Annotated in this window: 9 protein-coding genes; 4 read left to right on the top strand and 5 right to left on the bottom strand. The window is 63.2% G+C overall.

The annotated features are described in order from the left end of the window. Window positions 1–30: 30 nt before the first annotated feature. The 4 genes from E4633_RS10405 (at window position 31) to lhgO (ending at window position 4,546) form a co-directional block, all read left to right on the top strand. Entirely contained in the window at window positions 31–552 is a 522-nt protein-coding gene (locus tag E4633_RS10405; RefSeq protein ID WP_135870175.1) for a PaaI family thioesterase, read from the top strand. 25 nt (window positions 553–577) lie between these two features. After that, a complete protein-coding gene (locus tag E4633_RS10400; RefSeq protein WP_135870174.1) occupies window positions 578–2,221 on the top strand; it encodes a fatty acid--CoA ligase in 1,644 nt (547 codons plus the stop codon). Between the two features lie 21 nt (window positions 2,222–2,242). Continuing rightward, the gene (locus E4633_RS10395; RefSeq protein WP_135870173.1) at window positions 2,243–3,187 is read left to right on the top strand and encodes a 3'-5' exonuclease; all 945 of its coding nucleotides are present in this window, start codon (window positions 2,243–2,245) and stop codon (window positions 3,185–3,187) included. Window positions 3,188–3,352: 165 nt separating this feature from the next. After that, on the top strand, window positions 3,353–4,546 hold the full coding sequence (gene lhgO, locus E4633_RS10385; protein ID WP_135870172.1) for an L-2-hydroxyglutarate oxidase: 1,194 nt from the start codon (window positions 3,353–3,355) through the stop codon (window positions 4,544–4,546). 114 nt (window positions 4,547–4,660) lie between these two features. Here lhgO and E4633_RS10380 read toward each other — a convergent pair whose 3' ends face one another. From E4633_RS10380 to E4633_RS10360, 5 genes are all read right to left on the bottom strand, one after another. Next, window positions 4,661–6,076: a sigma-54-dependent transcriptional regulator gene (locus E4633_RS10380; RefSeq protein WP_135870171.1), complete on the bottom strand. Its 1,416-nt coding sequence runs from the start codon at window positions 6,074–6,076 to the stop codon at window positions 4,661–4,663. A gap of 227 nt (window positions 6,077–6,303) precedes the next feature. After that, entirely contained in the window at window positions 6,304–7,827 is a 1,524-nt protein-coding gene (locus tag E4633_RS10375) for a sensor histidine kinase (RefSeq protein ID WP_135870170.1), read from the bottom strand. A 1-nt stretch (window position 7,828) separates the two neighbouring features. Next, on the bottom strand, window positions 7,829–9,181 hold the full coding sequence (locus E4633_RS10370; protein ID WP_135870169.1) for a hybrid sensor histidine kinase/response regulator: 1,353 nt from the start codon (window positions 9,179–9,181) through the stop codon (window positions 7,829–7,831). 17 nt (window positions 9,182–9,198) lie between these two features. After that, window positions 9,199–10,260, bottom strand: coding sequence for a chemotaxis-specific protein-glutamate methyltransferase CheB (gene cheB / locus E4633_RS10365; RefSeq protein WP_135870168.1), 1,062 nt, complete (start codon window positions 10,258–10,260; stop codon window positions 9,199–9,201). Window positions 10,261–10,272: 12 nt separating this feature from the next. Beyond that, window positions 10,273–12,510: a hybrid sensor histidine kinase/response regulator gene (locus tag E4633_RS10360; protein WP_135870167.1), complete on the bottom strand. Its 2,238-nt coding sequence runs from the start codon at window positions 12,508–12,510 to the stop codon at window positions 10,273–10,275. Between the last annotated feature and the right edge of the window lie 16 nt (window positions 12,511–12,526).

Genomic DNA, 12,526 nt, shown 5'->3' with positions numbered 1-12,526 from the left:
CGCGGCGTCAGCCGCGTTGAAGGAGGAGAGATGAAAGAATCCTGCTGTCCGGACCATGCATCCGTGCTCAACCTGCCCAAGGTGCAGGGACGCTGGCCCGGCTCCTGTTTTGTATGTTCCGAAGGTCACCCTCACGGCCTCGGCCTTCGCTTCCATCACACCACCGACGGCGTCGCCTGCGTAACGAGCATCCCCGCCACCTATTGCGGGTTCGACGGTATGGTCCACGGCGGCATCATATCCGCCCTCATGGACGAGGCCGCCGCCTACGCGATCTTCGCCCGCCACGGCAAGCTCGGCGTCACTCGCGACATCACGATCCGTTTCCTTAAGCCGGTGCCGACCGGCACAGAGATCCGCGTCGTTGGCGAGATCGTCAGCTTCGATCCTCCCCAGGCCGAGGTCGCCATGGCGATCTACGACGCCGATGGGCAGCGCCTGGCCGAGGGGCGCACCAACTGGTCCTTTCCGCGCCTTTCTCGCATCGCCGCTTTGGCCGGCGTCGAGGAGGAGGTGCTTCAGGATTTCCTCGACGACTGCCGCAAGATGTAATTGACAGATACAGGAGAACTCAACGATGAGTGAATTGCTGATCCCTCGCACCCCGTCCGCCTACGATTACCCGCTGCTGATAAAGAACATGCTGCTCTACCCGGTGGTCGATAACCCCGAGCAGGAGATCGTCTACCGCGACCTCTACCGTGGCTCTTATCGCGACTTAAGGGAACGGGTGCGGCGTGCGGCAGGGATGCTGACCGAACTCGGCGTCCGTCCCGGGCAGACCGTCGCGGTCATGGACTGGGACAGCCATCGCTACCTGGAGCTCTTCTTCGCTGTGCCGATGATCGGGGCGGTGCTGCACACGATCAACGTCCGCCTCTCGGCCGAGCAGATCCTCTACACCATCGACCATGCCGAGGACGACGTGCTCCTCGTGAACGCCGAATTCCTCCCGATTCTGGAGCAGATCCGCGGCAGGATCGATAACGTGCGCACCTACATCCTCATCAGCGACGACTGCGAAAAGCACGACGGTACCGTCCCCTTCGCCGGAGAGTACGAGGAGCTTCTCGCCAAGTCCGCCCCGATGTCGGAGTTTCCCGATCTGGACGAGAACACGCGGGCGACCACCTTCTACACGACCGGCACCACCGGCATGCCCAAGGGGGTCTACTTCAGCCACCGTCAGCTCGTGCTGCACACCTTCGGGCTGCTTGCGACGCTCGGGTCGATTACCGCGCATGGCGGACTGCACCGCGACGACGTCTATATGCCGATCACCCCGATGTTCCACGTGCATGCCTGGGGGCTTCCCTACGTCGCCACCATGCTCGGGCTGAAGCAGGTCTACCCCGGCCGCTATCTCCCTGAGACCCTGCTCGAGTTGAAGGAGAAAGAAGGTGTCACGTTCTCGCACTGCGTCCCGACCATCCTGCACATGATGCTGAAGCACCCTCATGCCGAGAGGATGGATCTCAGGGGATGGAAGCTCATCATCGGCGGGGCCGCCATGTCGCGCAACCTCTGCGTCGAGGCGCTCAAAGCGGGTATCGATGTATTTACCGGCTACGGCATGTCGGAAACCTGCCCCATTCTCACCATCTCGCAGCTCACCCCTGCCATGCTGGAGCTATCCCACCCGGAGCAGGCGGACGTTCGATGCAAGACCGGGCTTACCCTGCCGCTGGTCGACCTTCGTGTCGTGGACAATGATCTGAAGGAGCTTCCCCGCGACGGCGCGAGCGCCGGCAATGTGGTGGTCCGCTCGCCGTGGCTCAGCCAGGGGTACCTGAAGGATCACAAGGCTTCGGAGCGTCTCTGGACTGGCGGATACCTCCACACCGGCGACGTGGCGGTGCGCGACGAACTCGGGTACCTGCGCATCACCGACCGGAGCAAGGACGTCATCAAGGTGGCCGGTGAGTGGGTTTCTTCGCTGGAACTTGAGGATATCATCACGCATCACCCGCTGGTCGCCGAGGTGGCTGTCATCGGTAAGGCGGACGAGAAGTGGGGTGAGCGTCCGCTGGCCCTGGTCGTCCCGAAGCCTTCCACCAACGTGACCGAGAAGGATATCGCCCATCACGTCCGGGCGTATGCCGACAAGGGGGTGGTGAGCAAGCAGGTTGTGCTCGTCAAGGTGAAGTTCGTCGAAGCGATCGACAAGACGAGTGTCGGGAAGATCAACAAGGTTGCGCTCAGGGAGAAGTACCTCTCCTGATCGGGCGCTTTTGAGGTGATGATGGCCAAGACGCCACAGAAAAAGAGGGTAGTGGAGATGAACCCGCTGGAGATCGAGATCGCCATCGCTTCGCTGCACTCCACCGGGGACTACCAGGTGCTGCGCCGCCTGAATCTGGCGCGCGATGCAAGGCTCGGGCGACCGGGGCCGGAGCACTCGCGCGTGGCCCTTTGCCTCGATACCGAAACCACCGGGCTTGATTTCCGGCGCGACCGGATCATCGAGCTCGGTGTGGTCGCCTTCGAGTACGACGCCGAGACGGGCGAGATATACCGCATCACGGACCGCTACTCAGGCTTTGAGGATCCCGGCTTCCCCATTCCGCCGGAGGTGCAGGAGATCACCGGGATTTCGGACGAGATGGTGCGTGGTCAGGCCTTCGACGATGCGTTCATGAACGCCCTTGCCGCCAAGGCCGATCTGGTCATCGCCCACAATGCCGCCTTTGACCGGAAGTTCGTCGAGTCGCGTTATCCCGCCTATGCTAAACTCCCCTGGGCCTGCACCGTATCGCAGATCGACTGGGGTTCTGAGCGGCTTTCCTCGCGAACCCTGGAGTTTCTGCTCTTCAAGACCGGTTCGCTCACCATCAACGCGCATCGCGCGCTGGACGACGCCGAGGGGGTGCTTGGGCTCCTTCTCGAGCGGCTCCCGGTGACCGGCGCTTCCATTTTCATGACCCTTTTGAAGCGGGCCCACGAGATCACCTCGCGCATCTTCGCCGTCTCCGCCCCCTTCGACAAGAAGGACGTCTTAAAGGAGCGCGGCTATCGCTGGAGCGACGGCTCGCAGGGTGGAAACAAGGCGTGGTGGCGCGACGTTCCCGCTGACGAGGAGCACGAGGAGCTTGCCTACCTTGCCCGGGAGATCTATCCGCGCGGCAACACGAGCGCCGTGCAGGTGGTACGCTGCGACGCCCTAGCACGCTTCTCCATCCGCGAGTAGCGTCGAAGTCCCGGGGTAAGAGGGAAGGGTAAGTGCGTCTACGAAGCGCTGCACTAGCCCCAGCGTTCCCCCCTTTGCGAAGGGGGGACAGGGGGGATTTGCCTTGGTTAGACCATGCAACGGGATAGCGGCATCTTCCCCGAAAAACATCCGGAGGTGTGATACATGAGCTTCGACAAAGCCGACATCCTCATCGTCGGGGCGGGCATCATCGGCCTCACCATAGCACGCGAGTTGGTGCGTACCGGCCACGGCGACATCGTCATCATCGAGAAGGAGGCGGAACTCGGGGTGCACGCCTCGGGGCGCAACAGCGGAGTGCTGCACGCGGGGATCTACTACTCGCCGGACAGCATGAAGGCGAAGTCCTGCCTAAACGGCAACTTCCTGATGCGGGCGTACTGCAAGGAGAAGGGGCTCCCCCTGCTGGAAAATGGCAAGGTCATCGTCACCCGGACCCCGGCGGAACTCCCCGTCCTGGATGAGCTCTTCCGCCGCGCGACCGCGAACGGCGCCAAGGTGGAGATGATCGACGAACGGCAGCTTGCCGCCATCGAGCCCAACGCTCGCACCGTCGAGCGCGCCTTGTTTTCCCACTACACCGCCGTGGTCGATCCGAAGGCGGTGCTGAAGAGCCTCAGAACGGACCTGGAGGAGAGCGGCCGGGTCACCTTCGTCATGGGGTGCCGCCTAACCGGGATCAAAGGGAGTGGTGTCGCGGTGACGAGCCGCGGGGAGATCCGCTTCAACCGTTTCGTGAACGCCGCGGGGGCCTTCTGCGACAAGGTGGCGGGCTTCTTCGGGGTGGGGGAACAGTACCGTCTCATCCCCTTCAAGGGTGTGTACCGCCTGCTCAAAAAGGACGCTCCCTACACGGTCAACTCCAGCATCTACCCGGTGCCGGATATCCGTAACCCCTTCCTCGGGGTCCATTTCACCCGCAGCGTCCACGGCGACGTCTATCTAGGGCCCACCGCCATCCCCGCTTTCGGCAGGGAGAACTACGGCATCATCGCCGGGATCGATGCCGAAGCGCTATCCATCGCCTGGGAAGACCTCATCCTCTTCATGACCAACAAGCCGTTTCGCAACGTGGCGCTTAGCGAGCCTGCCAAGTACCTCCCTTCGGTCTTCTTCAAGGATGCCGCGAGGCTCGTGAAGGAGCTCAAGCCCGAAGACGTGGTGCCCGCCTCAAAGGTCGGGATCAGGCCGCAACTGGTGGATTGGGAGAAAAAGGAGCTGGTGATGGACTTCCTGGTGGTGGCCGAAGGGGAGGGGGTGCACGTCCTGAACCCCATCTCACCCGCCTTCACCTCGTCCATGGATCTGGCGCAGGGGATCGTCGAACGATATTTCTAGAGAGCGTTCTACGTTCTATGTTCTACGTTCTACGTTACGGATAACAAAAAAAAGAAACCGCCGGGGCCTTTGGGCTACCGGCGGTTTTTGTTATTTAGGCGCCCTTCCTTTACTTCAGGCGGACTGCGACTTGAGACGCTTGTTGAGAGTCTGGCGCGCAACGCCAAGCATGTTCGCCGCCATCCCCTGGTTCCCCTTCGCCTTCCGCATTGCCTCGGCGATCATCTGCTCCTCAACCTCTGCTATGGTCGGGAACCGGCCGAAAACCGCGCCCAAGGCCTGCTCCAGGCTCTCCGTCCGCGGCGCCGGTGCCTCCGGCACGCTTTGCACCTCGGACCCCATGGCGCTTCGGAAGGTCTCCATGGAGAGAACGCCTCCTTTATGCCGAAGGACCGCTTCGGAGACAAGCGCCTCCATCTCGCGCACGTTCCCCGGGAAACGGTAGAGGGTCAGCATGACAGCAAGCTCGGGGGGCGGGGTAGGCTTCTTCTTATCCAGTTGAGCCGCGGCCTTCTCGAGGAAGTGGTCGAGTAAAAGCGGGACATCGTCCAGCCTGTCGCGCAGGGGTGGGAGGTGTACCCGGTGCGCGCAGAGCCTGTAGTAGAGGTCGTTTCTGAACTTTCCCTGTTTGATGAGCTCCTGTAGGTCCCGGTTCGTCGCCATGACGATGCGGGCGTCGCTCTTCTTCACGAAGTCGGAGCCGACCGGGTAGTACTCCTGCTCCTGTAAAAGGCGAAGGAGCTTGATCTGCGACATCTCGCCCAAGTCGCCGATCTCGTCGAGGAAGAGCGTCCCGCCGGATGCGCGGGTTATGAGCCCGTCACGCGCCACGTCGGCACCGGTGAAGGCTCCCTTTACGTGGCCGAAAAGGGTGTCGGAAAACATGTTGTCGTCCAGCCCCGCGACGTTCAGAGGAACGAAGGGGCCGCTGCGTCCGCTCAGGTCGTGAATGGCGCGGGCGGCGAGTTCTTTTCCTGTGCCGGTCTCGCCGGTGATGGTGACCGGCTGTCTGGTCCCGGCGACCACCTCGATGTACTGGAAGACGGCGCGCATGGCCTTGTTCGACGAGACGATGCTGGAAAAGGCCTCCGGGTGGTCCAGGCGATCGGTGAACATGTACTGTTTCAGGGTGGAAAGCTCGCTGGAGAGGCTTTTCAGCTCGAGCGCCTTTCGGACCGAGGTGAGCAGGCGCTTCACGTCGATCGGCTTCACCATGTAATCGAAGGCGCCCCCCTTCATGCAGCTCACCACCGTCTCCACCTCATTGCTGGCGGTGGAGACGATCACCTTGATCTGCGGGTACCGGTTTACGATCTGCGGCAGCAGGTCGACGCCGGATAGGTTAGGCATGTGCAGGTCGAGCACGATGACATCGACCTCTTCGCGCTCCAGAAGCGGCAGCACAAGGCGACTGTCGCTTTCGGTGAGGATGTCGCCGAAACCGCTGTTTTTGAGGCAGGAGCGGCAGCCGTCGAGGATGTCCAGTTCGTCGTCTACCAGCAAGATCCGTTGCGTGTTGCGTCTTTTCACAACAGTAAAACCTCCAGCACAATTGACTCGACAAAATTATTCAGCAGTTTCGGTGCGGTCTCACCAAGGCAAATCCCACCTTGTCCCCCCTTCGCAAAGGCGCTACGGGGGGCAGGCTCCCCCTTTGCAAAGGCGCTACGGGGGGCAGGCTCCCCCTTCGCAAAGGGGGGAACCTAGGGCTCGCGCAGAGCTTCGTGAGGGTGCTGCACCCGCCTTCCCGGGATTTCCTATAAACCGGTTCCGTCACGCCCAGGTTCGAGTGCGGGCAGGGTGAAGAAGAAACTTGCCCCTTTGCCGACTTCACCTTCCGCCCACACCCGGCCACCATGCCGCTGCACGATGCGCTGCACGGTGGCGAGCCCGACACCGAACCCCTTGAACTCCCGGTCGGTGTGTAGCCGCTGGAAAGGGCTGAATAGCTTGCCCGCGTACTCCATGTTGAACCCGGCACCGTTGTCGCGCACGACGAAGGCCTCTGTACCGTCCACTTCCGTCTTAAGGAACTCGATGCGCGCTTCATCTTTCTGCGCCGAGTATTTGCAGGCGTTGGAGATGAGGTTTTGCAGCACTACCTTCAGGAGGTCCGGGTCTCCGTAGGCGGTCAGGTCCGGCGCGATGGAGAAGGAGAAACGTCGTCCCGGCTCAGCCAGTTGCTGCGCCGCGGCGATGAGAAGCGCCATGTCGCTCAGGTCGACCGGCTGCTTCGAGAGCTCTGAGCGCGACACGCGAGAGAACTCAAGCAGGGTGCGGATCAACTGGTTCATGTTCACCGTCTCGTTGAAGATGATGTCGATGAACTCCTTGCACCCCGGCTCGAGCTTTTCCCCGTAAAGCTCCAGAATCACCTGGCAGTAGCCGTTGATATTGGTGAGGGGAGCGCGCAGGTCGTGGGAGACCGTGTAGCTGAACCCTTCCAGGTCGCGGTTGGCGATCTCAAGCTCCTTGGCGCGAGTGGAGAGGGATTCGTTCAGCTGCCTGATCTCGCGCTCGTTTTGCACCCGATCGGTGATGTCCTCCAGCACCGCCACAAAGTTGCTGATGGTGCCGGCCTCGTCGAAGACGGGCGAGATGGATGCGGCCTCGTGGAAGGGGGCGCCGTGCTTGCGCTCTCCGGTCAGCTCTCCGTGCCACTGGTTCCCGGGTGCGACCGAGGACCAGATGGCATCTCCACCTTGCAAGATGGTGGCGAGGTGGCGGCCCTTGACTTCCGGCTCCGGGCGCTCGGTCAGCTCGACGAACTTCGGATTCACGTATTCGATGAAGCCACGCGGATCGGTGATCACGATGCTGCTCGGGCTTTGCTGCACGGCCCGGGAGAGCTTCCGCACGAATGCCTGCTGCGCGGCGAGCTCCCGCCCTATGGCCAGGGCGCCGAGGCAGGCCTCGATGGCGGCGAAGAGTTTCCCGGAGTCGATCGGTTTCAGAACGTAGCGTGACACGCCGAGCTCGATCGCCTCGATCAGGTACTCCATGTCGCTGTGCGCGCTCGTGATGATGACGGGCAGGGACGGTTTGAGCGCTAGAAGCTGCCGTGACATCTCGATGCCGCTCATGGCTGGCATCTTTATGTCGGTGACCACGAGGTCCGGGGATATCCTGCCGAAAAGCTCAAGCCCCTTTGCCCCGTTTTCCGCGCCACGGATGGTCAGGCCGGGAAAACGGCGCGCGAGAAGCCCCAGCACCGTTTCACGCGTGACTTCCTCGTCCTCTACGTAGAGCAGGGTGAACCCCGCCCCTGGTTTCGTTGACATGCTAGACCTCGATCCTGAACTCGGCCCCGTTCCCGGTGTTTCGCGCCGAGAGCGAGCCGTTCATGCTTTTTTCCACGATGTTCTTTGCCATGAACAGGCCGATGCCGGTTCCTTTCCCCTGTTCCTTGGTGGTGAAGTAGGGCTCGAAGATCCGTCCCATGATGTTTGCCGGTATGCCGCCTGCGTTGTCGGCGATGGTGATGACGGATTTTTCCCCCTCGCGGGCCACGATGACCTTGATCTTCGGCCCAGGTATCCCTTTTTCGCACAGGGCGTCGGCGGCGTTGTTGATGATGTTCAGCAGCACCTGGGAAAACTCGTTGGGGTGGCCGACGATGGGAGGGACGTCGCCATCCGAGACCTCGACCTGGATCCCCTTGTCGGCGAGGCTTCCCTCCATGAGGGCCAGGGTGCGACGGACCACCTTCTTCAGTTCAAACGCGCTCTTCTCCCGGTCCGGCGTAAAGAAGTTCCTGAAGTCGTCGATGGTCTGCGACATGTGCCGGACCATCTGCATTATCTTCCCGGTGCTCGCCTCCAGGTACTCGCGGCTGAAGTTGCCGTACTCGTAGGAGAGGGTGAGGTCCTGGACCAGCAGCCCCACAGCGTTCAGCGGCTGGCGCCACTGGTGCGCGATGTTGCCGATCATCTCGCCCATCGCAGCCTGGCGGCTTTGCTGCATGAGCACTTCGTCCTTCTTCCTCAGTTCGTCCATAGCCTGCAGGCGTTCCGCGGTTTCTTGGGTGAGGGCCGCGGTCCGCTCCACGACGCGCTGCTCGAGCTCCCGGTTGAGGCTCGACAGGGACGCCTTAGCCCCAAGCAGTTCCTGGTTCTTTTCCGCAGCCATCTCGTAGGTGGCGAGAAGCAGTTCGATGGTGTGGGCACAGTCGGCCTGAACGCGGTAGTTTTTGCCGCGGTAGCTGACGGCGACCTCGCCGTCGTTGTCACCCTGGCGGCAAACCCGCTCCCCGTTCAACACGGCGCTGATGCGGGACAGGAGCAGTTTCTTACTGTACGGCTTCGATACGAAGTAGTTGGCGCCCACTTCGAGGCTGTGCAGCACGTCGGCCGGGTCGTTCAGGTGGGTGAGCAGGATGATCGGTGTTTCACCCCCTGTCTTCGACTCTCTGATGCGGCGGCAAAGCTCGAAGCCGTCCATCCCCGGCATGAGAATGTCGCTGATCACCAGATCCGGCATTTGCGGAAGGGCCTCGAGCGCTTCGTCTCCGTTTCTAGCCACGACGACCCGGTACCCCTGTTCGGCGAGCATCTGCTCGAGGAGCTTTGCCTGGGTGGGGCTGTCATCTACGATGAGGATACGGTGCGGAACCGCTGTTGCGCTGCTTTGATTCATGTTCGTTGCCAACTCCTTCATTTCAAGGCGGCGGCGCCTTTTGCCGCCAGCGTGGTCAGCAGATCGATGATGCCGTCGGGGGAAAGGACGTGCTGGGCCGCGTCGATCTGGATCGCTTCGCCCGGCATACCGAAGACCATGGACGTCTCCTTGTCCTGCGCTACGGTGACGCCTCCACTGCTGCGGATCGTCTTGAGTTCCAGGGCCCCGTCCTTCCCCATGCCGGTCAAAAGTACCCCGACCGCGTGCCGACCGTAGTGCTGCGCCACGGTGCGGAAAAGCGCCGACACGGCGGGACGCACCCCGTTTTCAGGGGCCGTGCTGGTAAGGCGGATGCGCCCTTGTGGGGCGACTTCCATATGGTAGCTGTCGGGCGCCACGTAGACCCGCCCCGGCTCCACGGTCATGCCGTCGGCAGCGAGGAGCACCGGCATGGTGGAGTGCTGGTTCAGCCAGTGCACGAAGTTTTCCGTGAAGCCCACGGCCATGTGCTGTACGACGAGAACCGCGGCGGAAAAGGATGCCGGGAGCGCTGAGAGTATGCGGCGCAAAAGGGGAGGACCGCCGGTGGAGGCGCCGATGGCCACCACCTTTACCGGGGCGGCGGGAGCGGTCCGGGGCGCCGGGACTGCGGCTTGTGTGGGGGCGATCTTGCCGGTCGGGAAAACGCGGCGCACCACCTTGATCTCGGACATGAGCTTCACGTGGCGGATGAGGTCCGCCACCGACTCGTGGTAACCGGGAGAGCCTGGCGCGGCGGGCTTGGCAAGCACCATGAGGGCTCCCGCCTCCATGACCCGGAACAGGGTGGCCGAATCCTTCGGGTTCATCTTCCCGGTGACGATCACGATGGGGACTGGGCAACTCGACATGATGGCGCGGGTGGCGTCGAACCCGTCCATACCTGGGAGGTTGACGTCCATGGTGATGATGTCCGGTTTGAGGCTCTTTGCGGCCTCCACGGCGGACTCGCCGCTCTCCGCGGTGCCGATCACGGTCAGTTCGGGGTCCGCGTCGAAAGCGGCCACCAGCGCCTGCTGCACGGTTTTGGAATCTTCAACTACGAGAACTCTGATCACGCGGATTCCTTGTCAGGTGAGTTTCTGGATGACCTCGATGAGGTTTGTCTGGTCGAAGCTGCTCTTGACCAGATAGGCGCTCGCGCCGACGTCGATGCCGCGCTCCCGGTCGGTACGGGACTCGAGCCCGGTGACGAGGATCACGGGGAGCGAGGCGAGCTTCGCGTCGGCGCGGATCGACCGGGTGAGCTCGAAGCCGTCCATGCGCGGCATCTCGATGTCGGAGACCACCACGTCGCAGGGGTCGGTTTTCAGCTGGGCCATGGCGTCCGCCCCGTCGACCGCGGTGCGCACGAGGAAGCCGGAGGCCTCCAGGATGTTCTTCAGCAAGGTCCGCGAGGTGATCGAGTCTTCCGCCACCAGCACGGATACGCGCGCCTGGCGTGCCGGGGTGTTTGCTAACGGCAGTGAGGCGACGGCGGCACCACCCCCTAAAGCGGAGCGGAAGAGGTCGGCCACGTTCAAAACCGGGACCACGCGCCCCGAACCGAGCACGGTGGCGCCGGCCACGTTACGCACCCGCGAGAGCTGGCGCCCGAGCGGCTTCACCAGTATCTCCTGCACCCCGAGCACCTGATCCACGGCGAAGGCGATGCGCCGGTCGGCGGCACGCAAGATGACGTAAGAGACCGTAACGTCGGGCTCGATGCTCCGGCGACCCGTTTCCAGGATGCCGGCCAGCGAGACGAGGGGAAGCACCTCCCCCGCGGCGACCACGGTGTCGCGGTTTTCCACCCGTTTCACCTCCGAGAGCGGCACGCGTGCGCTCAGTTCGACCACCGCCGCCGGGATGGCGCAGTCGCGGCCGGCGACCTGCACCAAGAGCGCGCGCATCCGGGCGAATGAGAGCGGGAAGACGAGCCGGAAGGTCGTTCCCGTGCCGGGCATGCTGGTGACGGAGACGTGCCCGCCCAGTCGCTCCAGCGTCTCTCGCACGATGGCTAGGCCGACGCCGCGTCCGGAGATGCTACTGATGGTGCCGCTGGTGGAAAGCCCTGACTCGAAGATGAACTGAAGCGCCTCGGCGTCGGGCATGCGCGCGAGGGTCTCCTCGGTCGCGAGTTCCCGCCGCAGCGCCGAACGTTTCACCTGCTCGAGGTCTATGCCGCAGCCGTCGTCGGCGAGGATGAGCTCGGCGCGGTTCGCGTCCTGCAGCCTCACCTCGACGCTCACCGTGCCGCGGCGCGGCTTGCCAGCGGCTTCCCTTGCCTGCGGCAGCTCGATGCCGTGGTCCACCGTGTTGCGCACGAGGTGCAAAAGCGGCTCCTTCAGCTCGGCAAGGATGCGGCGGTCGAACTCCAACTCTCCACCGGAGAGGGAGAAGTCGGCCTCCTTGCCGAGTTCGCGGGTGAGGTCGCGCACCAGCTTCGCAAAGGGGTCGAGGATGGAGGAACAGGGGAGGAGCTGCAGTTTCTTCATCTCCTCGAGGAGCGGGTCGACGAGTGCCTGCAGCGAACGGGTGTGCTTTTCAGCGCTTTTCTCCAGAAGGCGCAGACGTCCCTCTACGGTACGTTCATGCAGGCACCCCTGTTCGAGAAGTCCGGCCAGCGAGGCCTCGCCACCGGTACCCTTCTTGACCGCGCGCCTTGCCGCCGCGAGGGCACGGTCGCGTTCGGCGCCCCGCTCGGCAACCTCGCCGACAAGGGTGGAGAGCTCCTCCTGCAGTACCGAGGCGGCGAGTTTCGCGGATACGAGCTCCTCTGAGTGCAAAAGGAGCGTCTCTAGAAGCCGAGCGGAGACCCGTACCGTTTCGTCGGCGCCATGTATAGGCGCTGCATGGCGTGGCTGCGCCGGGGTAGGCGCCTGGGCGGTCGTAACGGCAATAACAGGGGGCGTTGGCGCCGTCGGAAGAGGAGAGTGGGGGGCGGTTTGGGAAGCGCCCTGTTGCGCCGCTCCAGGTGCGGCGGTGGGGGCGCCTGCCGGAAAGATGCGGGCCGAAAGCCGGTTTATCTCGCGGTGCAGGAGGTCGAAGATCTCCACGCCGAACTCCGCTTCGCCACGCTTGATCTCTGCCAGCACCTCCTCCAGTTCCTGGCAGTCGTGGGCGACGTCGGCGAGGTTCACGGCGTGCGCCGCCCCTTTCAGGGTGTGCACGCGGCGGAACACCCCTTCCAGCAGGCGCTGTCGCCCGGCCTCCTCCTCTTCGCGCTCCAGGGCGAGGAGATGGGAGGAGAGGGCGTCCAGGTGTTCCTGTGCCTCTATCGCGAAGGTCGCGAGCAGTTCTTTTAACAGCGCCTCGTGGTCGCTCATGTCGTAATAGTCACCT

Origin of the sequence: Geomonas terrae (genome assembly GCF_004791675.1) — a bacterium.
GTDB lineage: Bacteria > Desulfobacterota > Desulfuromonadia > Geobacterales > Geobacteraceae > Geomonas > Geomonas edaphica.
This window is presented reverse-complemented; position numbering and strand designations above follow the sequence as displayed.

What these genes read in the sequence shown, in the direction of transcription:
- E4633_RS10360 (WP_135870167.1), bottom strand. Translation starts at nt 12,510, where the DNA reads ATGAGCGACCACGAGGCGCTGTTAAAAGAACTGCTCGCGACCTTCGCG.
- E4633_RS10395 (WP_135870173.1), top strand. Translation starts at nt 2,243, where the DNA reads ATGGCCAAGACGCCACAGAAAAAGAGGGTAGTGGAGATGAACCCGCTG.
- E4633_RS10370 (WP_135870169.1), bottom strand. Translation starts at nt 9,181, where the DNA reads ATGAATCAAAGCAGCGCAACAGCGGTTCCGCACCGTATCCTCATCGTA.
- E4633_RS10405 (WP_135870175.1), top strand. Translation starts at nt 31, where the DNA reads ATGAAAGAATCCTGCTGTCCGGACCATGCATCCGTGCTCAACCTGCCC.
- lhgO (WP_135870172.1), top strand. Translation starts at nt 3,353, where the DNA reads ATGAGCTTCGACAAAGCCGACATCCTCATCGTCGGGGCGGGCATCATC.
- E4633_RS10400 (WP_135870174.1), top strand. Translation starts at nt 578, where the DNA reads ATGAGTGAATTGCTGATCCCTCGCACCCCGTCCGCCTACGATTACCCG.
- E4633_RS10375 (WP_135870170.1), bottom strand. Translation starts at nt 7,827, where the DNA reads ATGTCAACGAAACCAGGGGCGGGGTTCACCCTGCTCTACGTAGAGGAC.